This window comes from Mesobacillus zeae (assembly GCF_003570705.1).
GTDB classification, from domain to species: domain Bacteria; phylum Bacillota; class Bacilli; order Bacillales; family Cytobacillaceae; genus Mesobacillus_C; species Mesobacillus_C zeae.
Genome location: NZ_QWVT01000008.1, coordinates 217,604 through 240,408, shown reverse-complemented (window position 1 = coordinate 240,408; position 22,805 = coordinate 217,604). Strand labels below are relative to the sequence as shown.

Annotated in this window: 21 protein-coding genes; 1 reads left to right on the top strand and 20 read right to left on the bottom strand. The window is 46.7% G+C overall.

Translation table 11 applies throughout. The annotated features are described in order from the left end of the window. The first annotated feature begins 89 nt into the window (after positions 1–89). Complete coding sequence (locus D1970_RS03640; RefSeq protein WP_119111509.1) at positions 90–1,805, top strand: Rqc2 family fibronectin-binding protein; 1,716 nt, start codon at positions 90–92, stop codon at positions 1,803–1,805. 101 nt (positions 1,806–1,906) lie between these two features. Here the strand turns inward: D1970_RS03640 and pyrE are convergent, their stop codons facing one another. The 20 genes from pyrE to pgeF all read right to left on the bottom strand — a co-directional run bounded on the left by pyrE (position 1,907) and on the right by pgeF (position 22,744). Next, the gene (pyrE, locus tag D1970_RS03635; RefSeq protein ID WP_119111508.1) at positions 1,907–2,539 is read right to left on the bottom strand and encodes an orotate phosphoribosyltransferase; all 633 of its coding nucleotides are present in this window, start codon (positions 2,537–2,539) and stop codon (positions 1,907–1,909) included. Beyond that, positions 2,536–3,252, bottom strand: coding sequence for an orotidine-5'-phosphate decarboxylase (gene pyrF, locus D1970_RS03630; RefSeq protein ID WP_119111507.1), 717 nt, complete (start codon positions 3,250–3,252; stop codon positions 2,536–2,538). Before pyrF ends, pyrE begins: the two co-directional genes overlap by 4 nt. Beyond that, on the bottom strand, positions 3,224–4,165 hold the full coding sequence (locus D1970_RS03625; RefSeq protein WP_119111506.1) for a dihydroorotate dehydrogenase: 942 nt from the start codon (positions 4,163–4,165) through the stop codon (positions 3,224–3,226). The genes pyrF and D1970_RS03625 overlap by 29 nt, the downstream gene beginning before the upstream one ends. Continuing rightward, entirely contained in the window at positions 4,162–4,938 is a 777-nt protein-coding gene (locus tag D1970_RS03620; protein WP_119111713.1) for a dihydroorotate dehydrogenase electron transfer subunit, read from the bottom strand. Before D1970_RS03620 ends, D1970_RS03625 begins: the two co-directional genes overlap by 4 nt. Beyond that, the gene (carB, locus tag D1970_RS03615; RefSeq protein ID WP_119111505.1) at positions 4,935–8,153 is read right to left on the bottom strand and encodes a carbamoyl-phosphate synthase large subunit; all 3,219 of its coding nucleotides are present in this window, start codon (positions 8,151–8,153) and stop codon (positions 4,935–4,937) included. The genes D1970_RS03620 and carB overlap by 4 nt, the downstream gene beginning before the upstream one ends. Further along, a complete protein-coding gene (locus tag D1970_RS03610; RefSeq protein WP_119111712.1) occupies positions 8,140–9,234 on the bottom strand; it encodes a carbamoyl phosphate synthase small subunit in 1,095 nt (364 codons plus the stop codon). The genes carB and D1970_RS03610 overlap by 14 nt, the downstream gene beginning before the upstream one ends. Then, positions 9,231–10,517: a dihydroorotase gene (gene pyrC / locus D1970_RS03605; RefSeq protein WP_119111504.1), complete on the bottom strand. Its 1,287-nt coding sequence runs from the start codon at positions 10,515–10,517 to the stop codon at positions 9,231–9,233. The genes D1970_RS03610 and pyrC overlap by 4 nt, the downstream gene beginning before the upstream one ends. Next, positions 10,480–11,424, bottom strand: coding sequence for an aspartate carbamoyltransferase catalytic subunit (locus D1970_RS03600; protein ID WP_119111503.1), 945 nt, complete (start codon positions 11,422–11,424; stop codon positions 10,480–10,482). The genes pyrC and D1970_RS03600 overlap by 38 nt, the downstream gene beginning before the upstream one ends. A 192-nt stretch (positions 11,425–11,616) precedes the next feature. Next, positions 11,617–12,927 carry a solute carrier family 23 protein gene (locus D1970_RS03595; protein ID WP_119111502.1) on the bottom strand — a complete coding sequence of 437 codons (1,311 nt, stop codon included), beginning with the start codon at positions 12,925–12,927 and terminating at the stop codon, positions 11,617–11,619. Positions 12,928–13,063: 136 nt separating this feature from the next. Continuing rightward, the gene (gene pyrR, locus D1970_RS03590; RefSeq protein ID WP_119111501.1) at positions 13,064–13,609 is read right to left on the bottom strand and encodes a bifunctional pyr operon transcriptional regulator/uracil phosphoribosyltransferase PyrR; all 546 of its coding nucleotides are present in this window, start codon (positions 13,607–13,609) and stop codon (positions 13,064–13,066) included. Between the two features lie 176 nt (positions 13,610–13,785). Next, a complete protein-coding gene (locus D1970_RS03585) occupies positions 13,786–14,697 on the bottom strand; it encodes an RluA family pseudouridine synthase (protein ID WP_119111500.1) in 912 nt (303 codons plus the stop codon). Beyond that, positions 14,672–15,157 (bottom strand): signal peptidase II, encoded by a 486-nt coding sequence (gene lspA / locus D1970_RS03580; protein WP_119111499.1) that lies wholly within the window; start codon positions 15,155–15,157, stop codon positions 14,672–14,674. Before lspA ends, D1970_RS03585 begins: the two co-directional genes overlap by 26 nt. Positions 15,158–15,242: 85 nt before the next feature. After that, positions 15,243–15,524: a hypothetical protein gene (locus tag D1970_RS03575; RefSeq protein WP_119111498.1), complete on the bottom strand. Its 282-nt coding sequence runs from the start codon at positions 15,522–15,524 to the stop codon at positions 15,243–15,245. 377 nt (positions 15,525–15,901) lie between these two features. Continuing rightward, the gene (ileS, locus tag D1970_RS03570; RefSeq protein ID WP_119111497.1) at positions 15,902–18,667 is read right to left on the bottom strand and encodes an isoleucine--tRNA ligase; all 2,766 of its coding nucleotides are present in this window, start codon (positions 18,665–18,667) and stop codon (positions 15,902–15,904) included. A gap of 375 nt (positions 18,668–19,042) precedes the next feature. After that, complete coding sequence (locus D1970_RS03565) at positions 19,043–19,564, bottom strand: DivIVA domain-containing protein (RefSeq protein ID WP_119111496.1); 522 nt, start codon at positions 19,562–19,564, stop codon at positions 19,043–19,045. 87 nt (positions 19,565–19,651) lie between these two features. Further along, a complete protein-coding gene (locus D1970_RS03560) occupies positions 19,652–20,425 on the bottom strand; it encodes a YlmH family RNA-binding protein (protein ID WP_119111495.1) in 774 nt (257 codons plus the stop codon). Positions 20,426–20,520: 95 nt separating this feature from the next. Continuing rightward, positions 20,521–20,781, bottom strand: coding sequence for a YggT family protein (locus D1970_RS03555; protein WP_119111494.1), 261 nt, complete (start codon positions 20,779–20,781; stop codon positions 20,521–20,523). Positions 20,782–20,787: 6 nt separating this feature from the next. After that, positions 20,788–21,228, bottom strand: a complete 441-nt coding sequence (locus D1970_RS03550; protein ID WP_119111493.1) for a cell division protein SepF — start codon at positions 21,226–21,228, stop codon at positions 20,788–20,790. Next, the gene (locus D1970_RS03545; RefSeq protein WP_119111492.1) at positions 21,206–21,916 is read right to left on the bottom strand and encodes a YggS family pyridoxal phosphate-dependent enzyme; all 711 of its coding nucleotides are present in this window, start codon (positions 21,914–21,916) and stop codon (positions 21,206–21,208) included. Before D1970_RS03545 ends, D1970_RS03550 begins: the two co-directional genes overlap by 23 nt. Then, positions 21,917–22,744 (bottom strand): peptidoglycan editing factor PgeF, encoded by an 828-nt coding sequence (gene pgeF, locus D1970_RS03540; protein ID WP_119111491.1) that lies wholly within the window; start codon positions 22,742–22,744, stop codon positions 21,917–21,919. Positions 22,745–22,805 lie beyond the last annotated feature (61 nt).

Here is a 22,805-nt window from a genome sequence, read left to right as displayed (position 1 = left end):
TCATTTGCTGCTCTAAAGAAAGCTTATTCAGACCTGTCCAATAAAATGCTAATATAAAAGGTAACATAAACAGTAAAGGATGTTTTGCTATGTCATTTGACGGATTATTTACAAGAGCAGTCACGAATCAACTTTCTAGCCTGCTGAAAGGCGGGCGGATCAATAAGATACATCAGCCTTATAAAAACGAAATCATCATGACAGTAAGGGCAGGAGGAGTGAATCATAAGCTTCTGCTTTCTGCGCACCCCAGCTATGCGCGTGTACAACTGGCCAACGGGCAATATGACAACCCTGACACACCGCCAATGTTCTGCATGCTTCTTAGAAAGCATCTAGAAGGAAACATTATTGAAAACATCCGCCAATACGGTCTTGACCGCATCATTATTTTTGAGATAAAAGGAAGAAATGAACTCGGTGACCTTTCCTACAAACAGCTGATCGTCGAGATTATGGGCCGCCACAGCAATATTGTCCTTGTCGATAAAGAGAGGAACATGATACTCGACAGTATCAAGCATGTTTCATTTGCTGTAAATACCCACAGAGCCATCCAGCCTGGACAAGAATATATACTTCCTCCGGCACAGGATAAAATAAACCCCTTTGAAGCAAGCCAGGAGGATGTTCTCCGGAAAGTGGATTTCAATGCTGGAAAAATCGATCAGCAGCTTGTTGCAAACTTTGCCGGTCTGTCTCCGCTGGTATCCAGGGAAATTGTTTATCGAGCAGGACTCGCCAACCGGGGCACAATTCCTAACGCTTTCACTGAAATGATGCGAAAATTGGAAAGCCATGAATATGAACCTGCCTTTACTTCTTCACAGGGTAAAGAGAGCTTTTACTTGGTCCCTCTCACACATATGGAAGGCGAAACGCGCACGTTCAGCTCCCTTGGCGCTCTGCTTGATCGTTTTTACTTTGGCAAGGCAGAACGCGACCGGGTCAAGCAGCAGGGCAACGACCTTGAAAAATTCATTGTCAATGAAAGGGCCAAAAACGAAAACAAAATCAAAAAGCTGGAGCAAACACTTAGTGAAGCGCGAAACGCCGGTCAGCTCCAATTGTTCGGAGAACTTTTAACTGCAAACCTGCATTTGGCGAAGAAAGGAATGAAGGCGCTTGAGGTCATCAATTATTATGATGAAAATGGTGCTTCTATTACCATCCCGCTTGATCCTCTGAAAACTCCTTCAGAAAATGCGCAAAAATATTTCACCAAATACCAGAAGGCAAAAAATGCGGTGAAAATCGTGGAAGAACAAATCGAAAAAGCAAAGGAAGAAGCAGCTTATTTCGAAATGCTCTACCAACAAGTCGAATCTGCTTCTCCAAAGGATATTGCTGAAATTCGCGAGGAGCTGGCAGAAGGAGGCTATATCAGGCAGCGGCAAAAAAGAGGAAACAAGCGCGGGCAGCCATCAAAAATTACACTTGAAAAGTACATCTCTAGTGATGGCACAGAAATCCTTGTGGGTAAAAATAATAAACAAAACGACTATCTTACCAACAAGGCTGCGGCAAGGGATGACATTTGGCTTCATACAAAGGATATCCCAGGTTCACATGTTGTCATCCGGAATAGCGAACCGAGTGAGAAGACGATCCTGGAAGCATCCTGCCTTGCAGCCTATTACAGCAAAGCCCGACAATCCAGTTCGGTTCCGGTGGATTATACACGCATCCGATATGTGAAAAAACCGGCAGGCAGCAAACCCGGATTCGTGATTTATGACAATCAGCAGACAGTCTATATCACACCGGATGAAGAAAAGGTCCTTACAATGAAGACGGACCGATAAATTTCGAATATACAAAAAACCCGGGCCTTGATGGCTCGGGTTTTTCTCTGTCAGTCATTCAGCCTAATCGTTCATGACTGTTTGATATTCCTTTAGTTCCTTTAACAGTAAAGCGCGCCCCAGCTTTTAGGGTCTTTTTTCCATTCATCAAGCTTAATGAGGTCACCTTCCGATATATAGCCGCGCTCAAGGGCAAGCGAAGACAATGTTGAAAAATCAGTCAGGCTGTAGGATTTTATCTCCGCTTCCTTGAGGAGCTCTTCTGCTTTTGCCAGCTCGTAAGTGAATATTGAGATAATTCCCAGGACTTCGCAGCCTGCTTCCCGAAGGGCATTTACAGCATTGATCGCACTTCCGCCAGTTGAAATCAAATCCTCGATCACAACTGCTTTCATGCCTTTCTTCACGCTTCCTTCGATCTGATTGCCCTGCCCGTGCGACTTCGCCTTTGATCGGACATAACACATCGGCAGTGACATCAAGTCGCTTACCCACGCTGCATGCGGGATTCCCGCAGTTGCGGTTCCGGCAATCAGTTCGGCCTCCGGAAATTGTTCCTCTATCAGCCCTTTCATCCCTGAAGCTATCCGCTGGCGGACATCGGGAAATGAAAGTGTCAGCCGATTGTCGCAATAAATGGGAGAGCGCAGTCCGGATGACCATGTAAAAGGAGCTTCCGGGCTTAACGCTACTGCTTTAATGTCGAGCAAACTACCAGCAATTTCTTTTTTCATGCTTGTCCACCTTCCCATTCCTGTTTAATCAATCTATAACTTTCAAAAGGAGTAGCAGATGTAGTTATTGGCCTTCCCACGACAATGGAAGAAACGCCAGATTCGCGGGCCTGTTGTGGAGTTGCCACCCTTTTTTGGTCTCCTGCCGCAGCACCCGCAGGACGGATACCAGGACAAACTGTCAAAAATCCTGTTCCTATTTGCGAAGCGATCATCGCTGCCTCCTGCACAGAGCAGACAACCCCATCAAGTCCTGCCTGTTGCGAAATCCTCGCATAATGGATAACCGATTCTCCAAGCGAGGCAGAAATAAGCTGCTCACTTTGCATTTGTTCCTCAGAGGTACTCGTCAGCTGCGTAACAGAGATGCAGAGCGGTCTCGTTTGCCCTGCTGGAGTCCCGGCTTCAAGGCCTTCAAGCGCAGCCTCCATCATCACGCTTCCGCCTGCAGCCTGGACATTGACAAGGTCACAGCCCATCTGTGCAAGGTTCTTCATGGCTCTCTTGACTGTATTTGGGATGTCGTGGAGCTTCAAATCCAGGAAGACATCATGCCCCCGATCCTTTAGCTCACTAATGACTGACGGTCCCTCTTTATAAAAGAGTTCCATGCCAATCTTCACGAATAGTTCTTCATTCCCGAATAAATCGAGAAATTCCATTGTTTCCTTTTTCCCTGAAAAATCAAGGGCAATGATGGGCGATTGGTTCATTCGACTTCCAGCTCCTTCCGATGCATTCCTTTACAGTGCTGAGACCAAGGCGGTCTAATAGCCTTGGCAGTTCCTCGATGATGGATGGACAGGCAAACGGATCGACAAAGTTCTGAGTTCCGACTGCAACTGCACTTGCCCCAGCATATAAGAATTCAAGGGCATCCTCAGCTGATGCCACACCTCCCATCCCAATAATCGGGATCGAAACGTTTCTGCTCACTTCATATACCATACGGATGGCCACAGGTTTGATGGCAGGGCCGGACAATCCTCCGGTCCGGTTGGCCAACAAAGGCTCTCCGCTTTGAAGGTCAATTCTCATTCCTAGCAATGTATTGATCATCGTAATTCCGTCGGCACCGCCCATTTCAACCGCCTTGGCAATTTCAACGATATCAGTGACATTTGGCGAAAGCTTGACGTAAACTGGAACAGCTGATGCAGCCTTTACCTTCCGGGTCAGTTCCATTGCTGTTGTAGCATCCGTTCCAAATGCAATTCCCCCTGTCTTTACATTCGGGCAGGAGATATTCAATTCTAGCGCATGGACATTTGGGGCAGCCGATATTTTTTCTGCCACAGATACATAGTCTTCAACAGTCGAGCCCGCAATGTTGGCGATGATCGGGACATCGAACTGCTGCAGCCATGGCAGTTCTTCCGCCATGATTTTTTCCACACCGGGATTTTGAAGGCCAATGGCATTCAGCATCCCGCCAGGCGTTTCTGCAACCCTTGGCGTTGGATTTCCAAAACGGGGTTCCAGCGTAGCGGCTTTAATCATGATTGCCCCAAGCTGACCGATATCATAAAGCTTGCTGAATTCACGCCCAAACCCAAAGCAGCCTGATGCTGGCATAATTGGATTTTTAAGCGTCAATCCTGGCAGTTCCACTTGAAGCCTGTTCATATCAGTACCTCCCCGGCCTTGAAAACAGGGCCGTCACTGCAAACTTTTTTGTACGAATGGCCATTGGGATCGTCTTTTTTACGGCAGACACAAGCAAAGCATGCACCTATTCCGCAGCCCATCCTTTCCTCCATTGAGAGATAGGTTTCCCTGGCATAATCGCCAGCCTCCAACGCCCTCAGCATCGGTAACGGGCCGCATGTATACAGGATATCCGCCTCAAATCCTCTCTCATTCAAAACATCCGTGACAAAACCTTTTGTTCCGGACGTTCCATCGACTGTGGCAATATATGTTTCTCCTAAACTTGCAAACTCGTCCTGATAGAAAACAGATTCTGCTGTTTGAAAGCCAAGCACGCTGATCACCTTTACTCCCTGTTCCCTGAGCTTCAGGCCAAGGCCATATAGCGGAGGCACACCAATCCCGCCTCCTGCCAAAATAGCTGTTCCGCCTGAGTCTACCTTGTCAACAGGAAAGCCATTTCCCAGCGGTCCGAGTATATCAAGCGTCTCACCCGGCACTTTCCGGGAAAGGAGCAGCGTCCCTTGGCCCCCGCTCCGGAAAATGATGGTTAATCTATGATTTTTCTTGTCGACGGCTGCGATGCTTACAGGCCTCCGCAGGAGTGGAGCGTTTCCTTCTGTTACCCTGATATGGATAAACTGTCCAGGGTTTTCCACTTCATCCGCAATCCTGCCTTCCAGCACCATTTCAAAAATGGAATCAGCAATCTTCTTTACACGAATGACAGTACAGATATCTTTGATTATTGCCAAATTGCCATCTCCTTTTTATGCTCAGTAGAATGGTCCATCGCTTCTGCAGAAAATGTCATCGATTCTATCACTTTTAAAATCGCTGCAGCTGTATCTAGTGATGTCAGGCATGGAATCCCGTTTTCAACACTTTCCCTCCTTATCCTAAACCCATCGCGTTCTGGCTGTTTCCCTCTTGTAAAAGTATTGATGACGACCTGTGCCTCGCCGCTCCTGATCACATCGACCAAATCAAGCCCTTCAGAGCCGATCTTCCCGACCGTTTTTACTTTGATTCCCGCAGACTGCAGGAATCGAGCCGTCCCGCCAGTGGCAACGAGATTATAGCCAATATTCGCGAACCTCTTTGCCAGCGAAAGGGCTTCTTCTTTATCTTTATCTGCTATTGTGAGCAGCACGGTTCCATAGTCCCTAATTTTCATTCCTGCGGCAATCATGCCTTTATACAGGGCTTTCTCCAGTGTCTGATCCTTCCCCATCACTTCCCCGGTAGACTTCATCTCCGGTCCGAGCGTGATATCCACTTCATGCAGTTTTGCAAAAGAGAACACAGGTACTTTTACGAAGACGCCTTCTTTTTCCGGAACAAGCCCTGTTTCATAGCCCTGGTCTCTGAGCGGTTTCCCAAGGATTACCTTAGCAGCAATCCCCGCCATTGGTATATTAGTAATCTTGCTCAGGAAAGGCACAGTTCTGCTTGAACGCGGGTTTACTTCCAGGACGTACACTTCCCCTCCTGCGACAACAAATTGAATATTCAGGAGGCCTATAATTTTTAATCCTTTGGCAAGCTTTTCAGTGTAGCTGACCAGCTGTGCCATCACTTCGTCTGAAAGGCTTTGCGGCGGATAAACTGCAATTGAATCCCCGGAGTGAACCCCCGCCCGTTCGATATGTTCCATGATACCAGGAATTAGCACTGTTTCACCATCAGAGATGGCATCCACTTCAATTTCCTTTCCTGTCAGGTAGCGATCGATCAATACCGGGTGCTCAGGATTGATTTTCACCGCATTATTCATGTAATGGATCAATTCATCTTCTTTTTCCACAATTTCCATCGCCCTGCCGCCGAGTACATAGGAAGGCCTTACAAGGACCGGATACCCTATCCTTTTTGCAATCACGGCTGCTTCTTCCCCGGACATTGCAGTGCTGCCTTCTGGCTGGGGTATGCCTAGGTCTTTCATGCAGTATTCAAACTTGTCACGGTCTTCTGCCATGTCCATCGCTTCCAGAGAGGTACCCAATATCCTGACTCCGTTCTGCTCCAGCTCTTCAGCAAGATTGATCGCGGTCTGGCCCCCAAACTGGACAATCACACCGGCCGGCTGCTCCAGATTGATGATATTCATGACATCTTCGATGGTGAGCGGCTCAAAGTACAACTTATCCGAAATGCTGAAATCAGTTGAAACTGTCTCAGGATTATTGTTGATGATAATGGCTTCATAGCCCGCTTCCTTAATCGCTTTTACACAATGGACCGTTGCATAGTCAAATTCGATTCCCTGTCCGATTCTGATTGGACCGGAGCCTAGGACAACCACGCTTTCACGGCCTGTCCTGGCCGATTCGTTTTCCTCTTCATAAGTGCTGTAGAAGTATGGTGTGCCTGACTCAAATTCTGCGGCACAAGTGTCCACCATTTTGTAAACCGGTTCGATGCCGCATCCCACGCGCCATTTTCGAACGTCAGCCTCAGGTGTATTCCAAAGCTCTGCAAACCTTCTGTCGGAAAAGCCATGGCGTTTTGCTTCCAGCGCGGTTTCAGGATCGAACGGTTTCCTTTCAAGCTTCTTTTCAAAGAAAACCACTTTTTCAAGCTTGTGAAGGAAAAAGAGATCGATTTTGCTCCAGTCATGGAGGGTTTCAATGCTAATCCCCCTCCTGATTGCTTCTGCAAGGTAAAACAGCCTTTCATCGCCAGCTTTCCTGATTCTCTTTTCGAGAAGCACGTTCTCTATTTCATCTGCATTCGGCAGGGTTAAGCCATAGAATCCTGCTTCCAGCGAGCGGACTGCCTTTTGAAGAGATTCTTCAAAAGTTCTGCCGATCGCCATGACTTCACCGGTTGCTTTCATTTGTGTCCCAAGCGTTCGGTTGGCAGACTCGAATTTATCGAATGGCCAGCGGGGAATTTTCGTTACTACATAATCAAGTGCCGGCTCAAAACATGCGTATGTTTTGCCTGTCACAGGGTTCATCATTTCATCAAGGGTCAGCCCTACCGCTATTTTTGCTGCCAGCTTTGCAATGGGGTAGCCTGTTGCTTTCGATGCAAGCGCGGAGGACCTGCTTACCCTTGGATTCACTTCGATGACATAGTAACGGAAACTGTCAGGATCGAGGGCAAGCTGAACATTGCAGCCCCCTTCAATTTTAAGGGCACGAATGATTTTCAGTGAAGCGTTCCGCAGGAGCTGATATTCCCTGTCGCTTAAAGTCTGGCTTGGGGCCACAACAATGGAATCTCCTGTGTGGACGCCGACCGGATCAAAGTTTTCCATATTGCAGACAACGATGCTGTTGTCATTCGCATCCCGCATCACTTCATATTCTATTTCTTTGTATCCCGCAATGCTTTCCTCAAGAAGGCACTGGCTGACAGGGCTGCTTTTCAATCCCCCAGCCACAATTTCATCAAGTTCTTTTTTACTGTTGCATATTCCGCCGCCAGTTCCTCCCATAGTATAGGCAGGGCGTACGATAACCGGGTATCCGACCCGGTCGACAAAACAGATTGCTTCTTCGAGATTATGGATAATTTCACTGTCAGGGACAGGTTCTCCCAAATCATTCATCAGGCTTCTGAAAAGTTCCCTGTCCTCAGCCTGCTCAATCGCCTCAAGCTTTGTGCCAAGAATGGTGACTCCGCATTCATCCAGGATTCCTGAATTTGCGAGTTCCACCGCAAGATTGAGACCAGTCTGTCCCCCAAGGGTCGGAAGGATTGCATCAGGCCTTTCCTTTCGGATAATCCTGCTGACAAAATCCAGTGTTAATGGCTCTATGTATACAACATCGGCAATCTCAGTATCTGTCATGATTGTGGCAGGGTTTGAGTTAACAAGGATTACTCTGTATCCTTCTTCCTTAAGTGCAATACATGCCTGCGTTCCCGCATAGTCGAACTCTGCTGCCTGTCCAATGACAATCGGTCCTGAACCGATAACAAGAATGCTTTTTACATCATTACGCTTTGGCATATTCTGCTTCCTCCCTTTGCAATTCCACCATTTCAAGAAATTGGTCAAACAATCCTCCTGCATCTTCCGGCCCTGGGGAAGCTTCCGGGTGATACTGGACGGTGAAGGCTGCAGCCTTTTGGTGAGCGAGCCCCTCGATGCTGCCGTCATTCAAAGCGATATGTGTGATTTCCAGATCTGTTCCTGAGATCGAAGTACTGTCCACTGTATAGCCGTGGTTCTGCGACGTTATCGCAACTTTTCCTGTTTTCAGGTCCTTGACAGGGTGATTAGATCCTCGGTGGCCAAACTTCATCTTTGTCGTGTCTGCACCGCAGGCCAGCGCAAACAGCTGGTGCCCGAGACAGATTCCGAACAGCGGAACCTTTCCCAGCACTCCCCTGATCATTTCGATGGCTTCCGGTACATCCTTTGGATCTCCAGGGCCATTTGAAAGCATGATTCCATCAGGGTCAAGACGGAGGATTTCTTCAGCTGTCGCATTGTATGGCATGACAATACAGTCGCAATTCCGGTCATTCAGTTCCCGAAGGATGCCATGTTTCATTCCAAAATCAACAATGACAACCCTTCTGCCCCTGCCTGGGCTTGGATACGGACTCTTTGTCGATACTTGTTTTACCTGGTCATTCCTCAGTTTAGTGGCTGCAAGCTTTTCAACGATTTCAGCCGGGTTCACATCCACCCCGCATATAGCGGCTTTCAATGTGCCGTGAGTACGGATGATTTTTGTCAGTTTTCTTGTATCGATACCGGAAATCCCGGGAATCCCTTTCATTTTCAAGTAGGAGTCGATCGTCTGTCCGCTGCGCCAGTTCGAGGGGAACTCTGCCGCTTCCCTGACAACCAGCGCGGAGACAGCCGGGCTGATGGATTCAAAATCATCTGGATTGATTCCGTAATTTCCGATTAAAGGATAGGTGAGGGTGACGATTTGGCCGCAGTAGGAAGGATCCGAAAGGATTTCCTGGTAGCCTGTCATGCCTGTATTAAACACGATCTCCCCGAATTTCTGTGTGTCGCTTCCAAAGCCTTCGCCGATAAAAACAGTACCGTCTTCAAGAACTAACTGCTTTTTCAAGCTGTCACCATTCCCTTCTTCCACGCAATCTTTCCGGCAGCAATCGTTAAGGCTGGCCAGCCGGTGCAATTCCATCCACCAAACGGCGTATTCTTCCCTTTTGATAAAAATGTATCCGGATTGATTTCCTCTTTATGCTCCAAATCGATGAGCACAAGATCAGCTGTCCTGCCTTCTTCGATGATTCCATACGGCAGTCCAAAAACATGGGCCGGTTTCACTGTCATGAAGTCGATGAGCTGCTTCAGCGATAAAATGCCTTTTTCAACCAGGTTTGTATAAAGAAGCGGGAAGGCTGTTTCAAAACCGACGATCCCGAACGGCGATAGCTCCAAGCCTTCTGCTTTTTCTTCGGATGTATGAGGTGCATGGTCTGTTGCGATAAAATCAATCGTCCCATCCAGGAGACCTTCGATTAATGCTGCACGGTCTTCTGCACTGCGGAGAGGAGGATTCATTTTATAATTGGCATCCAGCCCCGGAATGTCGTCTTCACAAAGCAGTAAATGGTGCGGAGTTACCTCTGCTGTAACGCGAATGCCATGTCGTTTAGCATCCCTGACAGCCCTTACTGATTCTTTCGTACTGATATGGCACACATGATAGTGGCAGCCTGCGGCTTCAGCCAAAAGGATATCCCTTGCAATATGGACCGATTCGCAAACAGATGGTATTCCATTCAGGCCAAGTTCTTTTGCTTTCCGCCCTTCGTGTAGAGAACCTTTACTGATCAAGGTGTTGTCTTCGCAATGTGCTACTACCGCCATATTAAGTGCTGCCGCCTTCTTCATAGCTTGCAGCATCATCCCAGCCGACTGGACGCCAACACCGTCATCTGTGAAGGCAAAAGCCCCAGCTTCCTTTAGTGCCGTAAAGTCGGTCAGTTCAGCTCCGAGCTGTCTAGTCGTGATTGCAGCGTAAGGGAGTACCCTTACAGCAGCCGTTTCAGAGATTCTTTCATTCAGCCATTTCAGCTGTTCAGGGCAGTCTGGTACAGGCCGGGTATTTGGCATAGCGGCAATGGTAGTAAATCCACCTTTTGCCGCTGCCATTGTCCCTGTGGCAATCGTTTCTTTCCGTTCTCCTCCTGGTTCGCGCAGATGGACATGAAGGTCGATGAATCCGGGAGCAATCCATTTCCCTCCTGCATCAATCACTTCTTCTCCGTTTTGCTCAAGGTTTTTCCCTACTTTAGCTATAATTCCTTCCTTTATAAGGATGTCAGTCTCGATCCAACTATTTTCCTCAGTAAGCAACAGGCCATTTTTGATCAGCAGCGACATACCCGATTCCCCCTTCCTGATTTTCCAGTGCACGTTTCAATACTGCCATTCGGACATATACTCCATTTTGCATTTGTTTAAAAATCCTCGAACGTTCTGATTCTACTAGGCAATCCGCAATTTCAACACCACGGTTGATCGGTGCTGGGTGCATGATGATGCTGCCATGCTTCATTCTTGCTTCACGTTCAACTGTAAGTCCGTATTTCAGGTGATAATCTTTCACATTAATCTTTTCTCCGTCTGAATGCCTTTCGTGCTGAATACGCAGCAGCATGACAACGTCAGCTTCGGCAATGGCTTGATCTACAGGGACAAAGCGGCAGCCTTCAGGCATTCTTTCTACATCAAACCACTCTTTAGGTCCCGAGAAGACTACGTTGGCCCCAAGCCTTGAGAGAACATCAGCGTTGGACCTTGCAACCCGGCTATGCAGCGTGTCTCCTATAATCGCGATATTCAGACCTTCGAAGCTTCCAAACTCCTGGCGGATAGTCAGAAGGTCAAGCAATGACTGTGTCGGATGATGTCCGCATCCATCGCCACCATTGAGTACCGGGATTGAAATTCCTTCTGCAAGTTCGTCAAAGTAGTTATCTGCAGTGTGGCGGATGACTACTGCGTTGACACCGATCACTTCCAGCGTCTTGACTGTATCGTATAAAGTTTCACCTTTCAGTACGCTTGAGGTTCCTACTTCAAATGGTATGATATCAAGTCCAAGCCTTCTCTCAGCTGCTTCAAAGCTCGATTTCGTTCTTGTACTTGGTTCAAAGAAAAGGTTCGCAACAAATTTTTGTGTTTCAGGTTTCCATACCATGCCTTCCGCAAACTGCTGGGCCGTTTCGAGAATATTATGTATTTCTTGAAGTGTAAGGTGAGTAGTTGTTAACAAGTCTTTTTTCATGGATAAGCGCCTCCTGAAATGGTTTAAATTTAATTTTAAGTTGTCTTCTATAAATAAAAGCACCCTGGAGAGTTTCCAGGGTGCTTTAGAACAGGGTATGCTTTCGGAGCCGGGATTTAAATCCCGCTCCGCTCGGCCACCCCGGCCAAACCACCCTTTCAGGCCTCTCCGGACCTGGGTTAAAAGGTGAACTTATGCGACATCTTCAGTTTTCTTTTTATGCTCGGGTTCAAACAGGCTGCTATCCTCTTCCTTCCGCCCCGGTAGGATAAGGTTAAGCACTACTCCGCAGATTGCTGCTAGGGCCATCCCTTGGATCTGAAATTCTTCAGATACTTTGATGAAGGCTCCGCCGATCCCCACTACCAGGATGACAGAGGAGATGACCAGGTTTCGTTTATCTCCAAAGTCGATTTTGCTGTCCACCAGCATTCTCAGCCCGGAGGAGGCGATGATTCCGAAAAGCAGGATGGAAACCCCGCCCATAACCGGAGTCGGTATTGAACTGATCAGGCTTGTTATCTTGCCGACGAAGCCGAACAGGATTGCTAACACTGCTGCACCAAAGAGAACGAAGACACTGTATACCCTGGTTATTGCTAGCACGCCGATGTTTTCCCCATAAGTTGTCTTAGGTGGGCCGCCGATCAAGGCTGAAATCATGGTCGCCATCCCGTCTCCTAAGATTGAACGGTGCAGGCCAGGTTCTTTGATGTAATCCTTACCAACCACCTTGCCCAGAACAAGCTGATGGCCGATGTGCTCTGACAGGGTGACAACTGCTACAGGCACCATGAGAAGCATTAGTTTAAGCGAGAATTCAACATCGTAGTCGACAAAGGGCAGGATAAAATCAGGCTTTTCAAACCAGTCAGCCTTCTTCACCGCAGTGAAGTCAACTACACCTACCGCAAGGGCGTAAAGATATCCTATTACAATGCCCGCGAGGATCGGAATAAGGCTTAGCGTTCCTTTTGCATAAATCGAGAAAATGATCGTTGCCGCAAGGGTTACCAACGCGACCGAAAAGTGGAGAAGACTGTATTTGCCGTCAGGGTTGTTCATCGCCATATTGACGGCCGTCCCCGAGAGAGCCAAGCCGATGACGATGATAACTGGGCCTACAACGATTGGAGGCAGAAGTCTCATGATCCATCGGTATCCTGACTTCTTAATGGCAAGTGCGACAATTCCGTATACCATGCCTGCCATAAATGTACCAACCATGGCTGCCCCTGGACCTCCTGCCGCTTTTGCGGCAATGATCGGAGCAATGAAGGCAAAGGACGAGCCGAGATAGGCAGGCACTTGAAACTTGGTGATGATGAGGAATGCAATGGTCCCAAGCCCGCTCGATATCAGGGCGATTGCCGGGCTTAGCCCGACAAGGTACGGCACAAGGATTGTTGCGCCAAACATCGCAAACAGGTGCTGCAGGCTCAGTGTAAGCCATTGTAATGGCTGCGGGACGTCTTTGACATCCAAAACAGGTTTTGAGTTCATGTGTTTATTCCTCCTTAGGGTTATAAAAAAACCTCTTTGCTTTTCACAAAGAGGTCAGGAGAAATTGCCAGCCCGGTTTGGGCTAAAGCAGATTCCCCTTTCCAGCCTCTCTGGACTGTATTTAAAAGGGCCTATTCTATTTTTCGTAGATGGACACGCGATCTTTGCCGTCCACCTCGGCCAATTCCACAACAATTCTTTCTGCACTTGAAGTCGGTATGTTTTTCCCGACAAAGTCTGCACGGATCGGAAGCTCCCTGTGCCCCCTGTCTACAAGCACTGCCAGCTGGATTGCCGCTGGCCTTCCAATATCAATCAGCGCATCCATCGCTGCCCGGACAGTTCTTCCGGTATAGAGGACATCATCGACGAGGATAACTTTTTTATCCGTAATGCTGTACGGTATATCGGAGCCTTTCACTTCTGGTTCATGGTCTTCCGTCTTTATGCTAAGATCATCCCGGTAAAGGGTAATGTCTATTTCGCCAACTTCGATGGATGCTCCCTCAATCTGCTCGATTCTTTCGGCCAGCCGATTGGCGATGTAAATGCCGCGCGTACGGATTCCAACGAGCACACAGTTGTCGATTCCTTTGTTGCGCTCAATAATTTCGTGGGCAACCCTTGTCAATGCCCGGCGAATCGCCTGTTCATCCAGGACTACAGCTTTTTCATGATCCATTCCAGGATTCCCCTCCTTTTAGACCAGATAAAAAACCCTCTCACAATGTCCATAGTGAGAGGGTTCCTGATTATGCTTCGGCCTGACCGCAGCTATCCGTTTCCTTCCCAGTCTCACAGGACTACATTAAAGGACATATTCAACTAAATTCATAATACGACAATTGAAGCAGGTTGTCAATCCTCTTTTCTCAAGCTTTCGAGAAAACGTTCAAAGTCCGCTGGAAGCGGAGCCTCAAACTCAAGGTATTGTTCGGTCCGCGGGTGCGAAAATCCAAGGACGCCTGCATGGAGCGCCTGGCCTCCGAGATCAGGAGTCTTTTTGGGTCCATACTTTGGATCTCCTGCAAGCGGGTAGCCGATGTATTTCATGTGAACACGAATTTGATGCGTCCGCCCCGTTTCGAGTACACATTCAACAAAAGTAAAATCGTTAAACCGCTCAATCACATTGAAGTGTGTGACAGCGTGTTTGCCGTTATCAACCACCGCCATGCTCTGCCTGTCTTTTGTGTCCCGCCCAAGCGGCGCTTCGATAGTGCCATGGTCATGAGGGATGACACCGTGGACAATTGCCTTGTACCGGCGCGTAACGGTCTTGTTGACAAGCTGGTTCACAAGGCTTTCATGAGCCATGTCATTTTTAGCAACCATCAGCAGTCCTGATGTATCCTTATCTATCCGATGAACGATTCCTGGGCGCAGAACTCCATTTATTCCGGACAAGTCGGTGCAGTGCGCCATCAGGCCATTGACAAGCGTTCCGGCTGTATGGCCTGGAGCAGGATGGACAACCATGCCTTTCGGTTTGTTCACTACAAGAACATCACTGTCCTCATAGTAATACTGAAGGTCCATATCTTCAGGAAGAATATTTAATTCTTCCGGTTCAGGCTCCTTAATTTCGATAACATCATTCTTGCTGCATTTATAATTCGACTTAACTGGCTTTCCATTCACTAAAATATGGCCGTCTTTGATCCAATGCTGTACCTGGCTCCTCGACCATTCTTCATTTCGGGAAGAAACTACCTTGTCAATTCTGTCCCCTGTCTGTCCTTCTTCAATGATAATTTCCATTTTCTCCATGTGCGTTTTTTTTCGCCTCTCTCTCTTCCCTGTACATTTCGATTATCAGTACGGCCACGCCAATTACCAGCGCGGAGTCTGCAATATTGAAAATAGGGAAATCATAACTGAAAATGTATGTGTTAATAAAATCAACGACTTCTTTGCGAAATACCCTGTCAATGAAATTCCCAATTGCCCCGCCAAGCATTAAACCAAGCGATATACCGAGAAGCGGTTTTCCTTTTGCTGCCATTTGGATATAGTAAATAAGGGCAACAATCACAATCACAGTAATAATGTAGAAAAACCACATTTGCCCCTCTAAAATTCCCCATGCAGCTCCGCGATTGCGGTGGGAGGTAATATATAGGAAGTCCTTTATTATAGTGATGCTTTCTCCCGCTTCCATGTTTTTGACAATCATCCATTTCGTCAGCTGATCAAGCAAAATAACAATTATCGCGATTATGTAATACACAAAAGTAACCTCCAAGTCCGCTGCAATTGATTACTTTTGCATTTTAGCATAAAAGGGCAGAAAACGGTAGAGATTCTGCGTTATGTCAATACAGCGATTTCCGCAAATATTCTCCCATCCTGTTTAGATCAGATGTGTTTCTTGCGGTCGGAACCATTCCAAGGAGGCCTTCGGGAAGTAATTCCCCGGATAATTCACATTTCCCGAAGTTGCCTGCCTCAAGCTTTTTGATTGCAAGTTCAACGTCATCGTACTCCGCACGGATAAAGGGCAGCACCGGACTTTCTTCCGCACCTTCATGCAGATATGCTGCCAATTCATCCCTTGTCCGACGAAGCTCTTCCTGGATAAAGTAATATCGCTTCATATCGCAGCCTCCGTTCCTGTTTAAAGCTATTATTGCCCAGCGTCAACATCTCACGCTTAAAAACATTTAGCAGGCATCACAAGAATTGACGGAGAAGGTAAATATTGCAGAAAGAAAAGCGGAAGCGCCCCGTTTAGCCCCGTATGGACTGGAGCCACCCCAATCTAGCTGCGGCTCCTTTCCCTCGAGGTCATAAGCTGCACTGCTTTGTGGCAAATTGCGCAACGCCTTACTCGTACATCCTCTGCTTCGTCGAAGAGAGGTGGCGAAGTCCACTAGGGGCTGGGGCGCTGTAGCTTGACAAAGAAAAGTGGAAGCACCAGTCTTTCACGAAAAAAACCCCGAAACGGGGTTTTTTAACAGCACTGGTTTGTTCATTACATTGAATAGTTTTCTTTAACAACCTGTGAACACCTTTTGCAAAGTGTTGGATGCTCTTCTACTTGGCCAACTTCCGGCGTAACAGTCCAGCATCTTTCGCACGTCTCGCCATTTGCCTTTGTTACAACAACAGCGGCATGTTCAAGGCGAATTGCATTTTCAGGAGCTTCATCCATATTTCCCGCCACTTCAAAGCCCGAGACAATAAAGAGTTGCGCAGGGTTTTCGGTAATACTGTTCAGCAGGTCCCGGGTTTTCCCGTTGACGTAAAGTGTTACCTTTGCTGCAAGGGATTTTCCGATGACTTTTTCGTTACGCGCTTCTTCAAGTGCTTTCAGTACATCGTCACGGAGGCTGAGAAACTGGTTCCATTTTTCTTCAAGTGCCTGTGCATTTTCAATTTCCGTGAATTCTGGCATGTCTGTCAGCTGTACGCTGTCTTCATCCATCGAAGGGATGAATGCCCACACCTCATCAGCTGTATGCGGCAGAATCGGCGCAACAAGCTTAACAAGAGTAATGAGGCTTTCATGAAGAACAGTTTGGATAGCACGGCGTTCACTGTTATCCTTTGACTCAATATAAAGAATATCCTTGGCAAAATCCAGATAAAATGCGCTAAGGTCCAGTGTACAGAAGTTATTGACTGCATGGTAAACACTTGCGAATTCGTAATTCTCATAAGCATCACGCACTTGTTTGATCAGTTTATTAAGCTTGACAAGCATAAACTGGTCAACTTCCCTTAAGTCTTTTAACGGCACACTGTTCTCTGCTGGATTAAAGTCGGAAAGGTTTCCTAGCAGGAACCTGAACGTATTTCTGATTTTCCGGTAAACTTCAGCAACCTGTTTTAGGATTGCATCGGATACCCGGACATCTGCTTGATAATCAACAGATGCAACCCACAGGCGCAGAATATCGCCGCCGAGCTGGTTCATTACTTTAGCTGGAATTACAACATTCCCGATGGACTTGCTCATTTTCCGACCTTCTCCATCGAGGACAAATCCATGGCTCAGCACACCTTTATAAGGTGCTTTTCCGGTTACTGCAACAGATGTTGACAGCGATGAGTTAAACCAGCCGCGGTATTGGTCGGAACCTTCAAGGTAAAGGTCTGCAGGACGCTGCAGCTCTTCCCGCTCTACAAGGACAGCCTGGTGGGATGACCCTGAATCGAACCATACATCCATAATATCGGTCTCTTTTGTAAATTCTCCGTTCGGACTGCCTGGATGCTTGAATCCTTCAGGAAGAAGGTCGGCTACATCGCGTTCAAACCAAATATTCGAACCATGTTCCCTAAACAGTTCAGAAATGTGGCTGATTGTCTCGTCCGTAATAATGCTTTCGCCGTTCTCAGCATAAAAGACCGGAATCGGCACGCCCCAGACACGCTGCCTTGAGATACACCAGTCGCCGCGGTCACGCACCATGTTGTACAACCGTGTTTCGCCCCATGCCGGTACCCACTTTGTTTCCTCGACGGCTTTCATTAGGTCCTCCCGGAAATCTTTGATGGAAGCAAACCACTGGGCAGTTGCACGGAAAATCACTGGCTTTTTCGTTCTCCAGTCATGCGGATAAGAATGGGTAATGAATGAAAGCTTAAGAAGCGAGCCATTTTGTTCTAGCTTTTGAGAGATTGGCTTGTTTGCTTCATCGTAAAAAACCCCTTCAAACCCCGGTGCTTCGGAAGTCATGACCCCTTTGTCATCCACCGGGCATAACACTTCAAGACCGTATTTCTGGCCGACGAAAAAGTCGTCTTCACCGTGTCCCGGAGCTGTATGGACACAGCCTGTCCCGGCATCTGTAGTGACATGGGCGCCAAGCATGACAAGGGAATCCCGGCCATACAATGGATGTTCAGCCACCATGTTTTCAAGGTCTTTGCCTTTAACAGTCTGAAGAACTTGATAGCTTTCCCAGCCAATCTCCTGTTTTACAGTTTCAAGAAGATCTTCAGCAACAAGGAATTTTCTTCCGCATGTTTCCACAACTACATAAGACAGGTCAGGATGAACGGAAATGCCAAGGTTTGCCGGAATGGTCCATGGAGTAGTTGTCCAGATGACAATCTCTGTGTCTTCAGGCAATACTCCTTTTCCGTTTTTCACCTTAAAGGCAACATAAATCGATGGAGAACGTTTATCCTTATATTCAATCTCAGCTTCAGCAAGGGCAGACTCGCTTGAAGGAGACCAATAGACAGGCTTAAGACCTTTGTAGATATAGCCTTTTTTCGCCATTTCTCCAAAAACTTTGATTTGCTGCGCTTCATATTCCGGTTTCAGGGTAATATAAGGGTTTTCCCAATCCCCTCGGACACCAAGACGTTTGAACTGTGCGCGCTGGTTCTCGATTTGCTCGTATGCATACTGTTCACAAAGCTTTCTGAACTCAGCAACAGTCATTTCTTTTCTCTTAACACCCTTATTCGTAAGTGCCTGCTCAATCGGAAGGCCATGTGTATCCCAGCCTGGGACATATGGTGCATCGTACCCTGTCATTGATTTATAACGGACAATGAAATCCTTGAGGATTTTATTCAGAGCATGCCCCATATGAATATCGCCATTTGCGTATGGAGGGCCGTCGTGCAGAATGAATAGGGGACGCCCTTTTGTCCTTTGCCGAACCATCTCATAAATATTTGTTTCTTCCCAATTCGCCTGAATATCCGGCTCCCTCTTCGGCAGGTTCCCCCGCATTGGAAACTCAGTGTTTGGCATAAGTAATGTGTCTTTAAAATCCATCTTGCTTCCTCCCTCTAAAAGTCTCTAACATGATTTATGACGATACTGCTGGGCAGCATGGATAAAAACAAAAAAACCTTCCCATCCCAAAAAGGGACGAGAAGGTTTACTCCCGCGGTACCACCCTAAGTAGGCAGGCCTTTGCCGGCTTTGCCCTCTTTAGCATTCTTAACGTGAATGAGCCGCCTGCGCTTAATGGTCCAACCGGACGTTCAGCTTGGAACTAGAGGGTGATATTCCGATTTTCACCTGTACCGGGCTTGCACCATTTCCCGGCTCGCTGCTGCAGGCGATTTAAAATCGTACTGTCCCTGTCATCGTTTCGATCATGTATAGAACTATTTATGAAATTATATTCTAAAATTCCTGCAAGCGTCAAGCCAATGAATCTTCTTCTTCCCTAAGAGCCGATTTAATTTCAGTGGAATCAAGCTGATATTCCAAAAGATGATCCCAGTCATCATTGCTCAGCATATCCAACTGTGCTTCAATCAGCATTTTAAAACGGGTGCGGAAAACCTTAGACTGCTTTTTCAGTTCTTCAATTTCCAGCGCTATCTTCCTTGCCTTGGAAAGAGATTCATTGATAATCCTGTCTGCATTCTTCTCTGCTTCTTTAATGATCAGCTTTGCTTCTTTTTCAGCGTTCCTTCTGACTTCATCGCCAGCTCCCTGCGCTATGACAATGGACTTATTAAGGGTTTCTTCGATAGTGGTAAAGTGGCCAAGCCGCGCATTCATATCGTTGAGCTTTTCCTCGAGTTCCTTTTTGTCTCTTAAAATCAGCTCATAATCCTTGATGACCTGATCCAGAAATTCGTTGACTTCATCCTCATCATATCCTCGGAATCCCTTGTTAAATTCTTTGTTGTGTATATCCAACGGCGTTAAAGGCATGACGCCACCTCCCATTAAGTATCGGCTTTTATGTATAGTCCTTATTCGACAGCAGCATTGAAATTCCTGCTACGTTCTACTATATCCTTATTTTTTCCTTCCGGCAATAACCCGCCATTTATCTTTTTTTGTTTTTCCTTCAACCGTCACAATTTTAGCACGTCCTAGTCCCCTGATGGAAAGCACATCCCCTTCACCACACATAAAGGAGGGATTTTCTACAGCTGCCCAATTTACCTTAGCTTTTCCTTGCTGTATATAAAGCTGCGATTTTTGGCGGGAAATATTGTATAGAGCTGAAACGATTACATCCAGCCTCATAGACGAAATTGTTACTGCAACCTCATGCCAGCGCTCTTCCTGTCCTACTGCTCTGTGTAATGGAATTTCCTTTAAAGAAATCCCTGCACGCCCAATGCTGTCCAGCTGAAGCTTCACATATTCCGCAACCTCAGCTGCAGCTAGAAACTGCACCTGTTCTTCGGCAAGTAGGATGTCGCCGTATTTGCCACGTTTCAGTCCGAGTGACATTAAGCTTCCAAGTACTTGACGATGTTCAATTCTCACAAACTTCTTGGCATACTCAAGTTCAAACAGTGTAATTTGAAATTCATTTTGAGTCGCTTCCATATAGTCCGGATAGATCAATGCACGCTGCCGTTCCGCACCCTCAAATCCTCCGAAAAAATCGCATTTCACTTCAGATTGCATACCAAAAAATGATTTAACAATCTGTTGCTCCCGCGGATCCAGGAAATCGCTAAGCCTTGCAGAATACGAAGTTTCCACATATTCCTTCCAGCCGAAAACCTGGTCGATAAACTCCCTTTCCTCAGGGCGAAAGTGCTGATAGATATTCATCCTGTCATTCTCCTTCGCTCAAATAAAACAAAAAGGACCTTTTTACAGGATCCTTTCTGCAGCTATTCCGTTAAATTATTCCCGCTCGTGGTTTTTTAAAACCAGCTGAACAGTTGGTACAGTCCTTTTGTAGCAAAATTAAGTACCAGGAATGCAACAATTGGAGAAATGTCAATCATCCCCAGAGGCGGTATAATCCTGCGGAACGGGTCAAGATACGGTTCACATATACGGGCCAGAAACTGGCCAATTGCTGTTTCACGCGCATTTGGGAACCAACTCATTAAAATATAGATGATCAGCGTCCACTGATAAATCTCAATCAAATTCACAAGTATTCTTAGCACAAAATCCATGTAACGTTACCACCTCGATTCCTGTATGTCCCTATCCTGCATCAGTTCTGAAATATTGCCTGAAACCTCCACATTGTCAGGAGTGCATAAAAATATATTCATGCCGATTCGCTGGATATCCCCGCTAACTGCATAAACCGTACCGCTGAGGAAATCAACAATCCTCTTAGCCTGATCATGGTCGATCCTTTGCAGGTTAACGACGACAGCCCTGCGGTTTTTCAAATGGTCAGCAATCTCCTGTGCCTCTGCATAAACACGCGGTTCCATCAAAATGACTTTCGAAGCCTTCTGAACACTTTGAAGGCTTACGACATTTTGTTTTTGAGACTGCTGCTGTCTTGCAGGCTTCAGCGGTTCAGCCTCTTCTTCAATCATTTCTTCTTCATTGTAGTCATATTCATCTTCCAGAAAGAAAAATGTCTTAATTTTTGATTTCAGGCTCATTCTCCTGCACCTCCGTTTCATTTCCTACAAGTGCTGTGCCGATCCGGACCATCGTGGCACCTTCTTCAATCGCTATTGTATAGTCGTTTGACATGCCCATGGAAAGTTCAGTGCATGGAGCATGTTCGAGGTTTAAAGAGATGATTTCCTGCTGCAATGACTTCAGACTTCTGAAGCAGCAGCGGAGTATTTCCTCATCATCCGTATTAGGGGCCATTGTCATCAAACCAGCGACTTTAATATTCGGAAGCTGTGCAAGCTGTCGGATAAACCCTTTCACTTCTCCAGGGTCCATTCCATGCTTGGATTCTTCACCGGATACATTTACCTGGACGAAACATGGAATGACTCTTTCCGCCCGCTTGTCGATCTCTTTTGCCAGCGACAGCCTGTCCAAGGAATGGATATATGAAACCTTGTCAACAATGTTCTTTACTTTCCGGCTTTGAAGCGAGCCAATAAAATGCCAAACAGGCTTACTCCCTAGAGTCTCCCACTTTTCAGTTAAACCTTCTGCCCGGTTTTCACCCAAGTGGCAGATACCTGCTTCTATCGCATCGCCCGCCCTCTGGGTGCTTACGTATTTAGTTACAGCGATTATTTTTATATCTTCCGGGTTACGATTTGACCTTTTGCAAGCTTCGTCAATTCCTCCCCGGATTTTATCAAGATTATCAGCTACATTCATTTAAGGTTGATAATCCTCCTTCCAGCCAATAAATGCCATCATTCTGCCCGCAGCGGATTTTTCCTTCCGGTGTGAATAAAAAAGCTCGTTGCTGCAGCTCGTACAGTATTTTGTGACCAGTATATTTTCATCTTTGAGTCCGGCCTTTATGAGGAGCCGCCTGTTCAGTTCCTTTAAATCAAGCGCAAACTGACCTTCACTAATTTGATTATATGTGTTTTTTTCGACACCTTCTAGTATATTTTCTACTAATTTGATAACTCTTTCATCTACAACATAACATTTTTCGCAAATAGAAGGTCCGATAACTGCTAAAACCTCTGCTGGATCCGCTCCTTTGCCTGAAAAAGCAGAGACCATTTCCCCGGCAATATCGCCAACGCTTCCTTTCCATCCAGCATGAGCCACTCCGATAAATCTTTTTTCAGGGCTGACAAAAAACAGCGGGACACAATCAGCAAAACACATTGTCATCAGCACACCGCTTTCATCTGTAAAAAAACCGTCAGTCCCTTTAAAAGATGTAGCATAATTGTCAGCTCCTTTACCGGAGTCGGACCTCGTTACTTTTTTTATTTCAACATCATGTATCTGTTCAGCGCCCACCCATCTGTCAAGTGGAAATCCAAGCACTTCAGAAAGAATTTCCCGGTTCTTTTTAACATTGACATCGTTATCAGCTACATGAAAGCCAAAGTTCAGCCCGGTAACTATGCCGTTGCTGCTCCCACCATCACGCGTTGTGAAGCCTGCTGTAAGATGAGGGAACTTTTCTGTCCATGGTTCAATGGAAAATGCTTCAGGAAAGGTTAACTTAAATGGTTCCATCGCTTACCTCTAATCGTTTTCTACAGTTTAACATAAAGGCATTGCTTATTTACAGGGAAAG

What these genes read in the sequence shown, in the direction of transcription:
- D1970_RS03640 (WP_119111509.1), top strand. Translation starts at nt 90, where the DNA reads ATGTCATTTGACGGATTATTTACAAGAGCAGTCACGAATCAACTTTCT.
- pyrE (WP_119111508.1), bottom strand. Translation starts at nt 2,539, where the DNA reads ATGAAAAAAGAAATTGCTGGTAGTTTGCTCGACATTAAAGCAGTAGCG.
- pyrF (WP_119111507.1), bottom strand. Translation starts at nt 3,252, where the DNA reads ATGAACCAATCGCCCATCATTGCCCTTGATTTTTCAGGGAAAAAGGAA.
- D1970_RS03625 (WP_119111506.1), bottom strand. Translation starts at nt 4,165, where the DNA reads ATGAACAGGCTTCAAGTGGAACTGCCAGGATTGACGCTTAAAAATCCA.
- carB (WP_119111505.1), bottom strand. Translation starts at nt 8,153, where the DNA reads ATGCCAAAGCGTAATGATGTAAAAAGCATTCTTGTTATCGGTTCAGGA.
- pyrC (WP_119111504.1), bottom strand. Translation starts at nt 10,517, where the DNA reads ATGTCGCTGCTGATCAAAAATGGCCTGTTGCTTACTGAGGAAAATAGT.
- D1970_RS03600 (WP_119111503.1), bottom strand. Translation starts at nt 11,424, where the DNA reads ATGAAAAAAGACTTGTTAACAACTACTCACCTTACACTTCAAGAAATA.
- D1970_RS03595 (WP_119111502.1), bottom strand. Translation starts at nt 12,927, where the DNA reads ATGAACTCAAAACCTGTTTTGGATGTCAAAGACGTCCCGCAGCCATTA.
- pyrR (WP_119111501.1), bottom strand. Translation starts at nt 13,609, where the DNA reads ATGGATCATGAAAAAGCTGTAGTCCTGGATGAACAGGCGATTCGCCGG.
- D1970_RS03585 (WP_119111500.1), bottom strand. Translation starts at nt 14,697, where the DNA reads ATGGAGAAAATGGAAATTATCATTGAAGAAGGACAGACAGGGGACAGA.
- D1970_RS03575 (WP_119111498.1), bottom strand. Translation starts at nt 15,524, where the DNA reads ATGAAGCGATATTACTTTATCCAGGAAGAGCTTCGTCGGACAAGGGAT.
- ileS (WP_119111497.1), bottom strand. Translation starts at nt 18,667, where the DNA reads ATGGATTTTAAAGACACATTACTTATGCCAAACACTGAGTTTCCAATG.
- D1970_RS03565 (WP_119111496.1), bottom strand. Translation starts at nt 19,564, where the DNA reads ATGCCTTTAACGCCGTTGGATATACACAACAAAGAATTTAACAAGGGA.
- D1970_RS03560 (WP_119111495.1), bottom strand. Translation starts at nt 20,425, where the DNA reads ATGAATATCTATCAGCACTTTCGCCCTGAGGAAAGGGAGTTTATCGAC.
- D1970_RS03555 (WP_119111494.1), bottom strand. Translation starts at nt 20,781, where the DNA reads ATGGATTTTGTGCTAAGAATACTTGTGAATTTGATTGAGATTTATCAG.
- D1970_RS03550 (WP_119111493.1), bottom strand. Translation starts at nt 21,228, where the DNA reads ATGAGCCTGAAATCAAAAATTAAGACATTTTTCTTTCTGGAAGATGAA.
- D1970_RS03545 (WP_119111492.1), bottom strand. Translation starts at nt 21,916, where the DNA reads ATGAATGTAGCTGATAATCTTGATAAAATCCGGGGAGGAATTGACGAA.
- pgeF (WP_119111491.1), bottom strand. Translation starts at nt 22,744, where the DNA reads ATGGAACCATTTAAGTTAACCTTTCCTGAAGCATTTTCCATTGAACCA.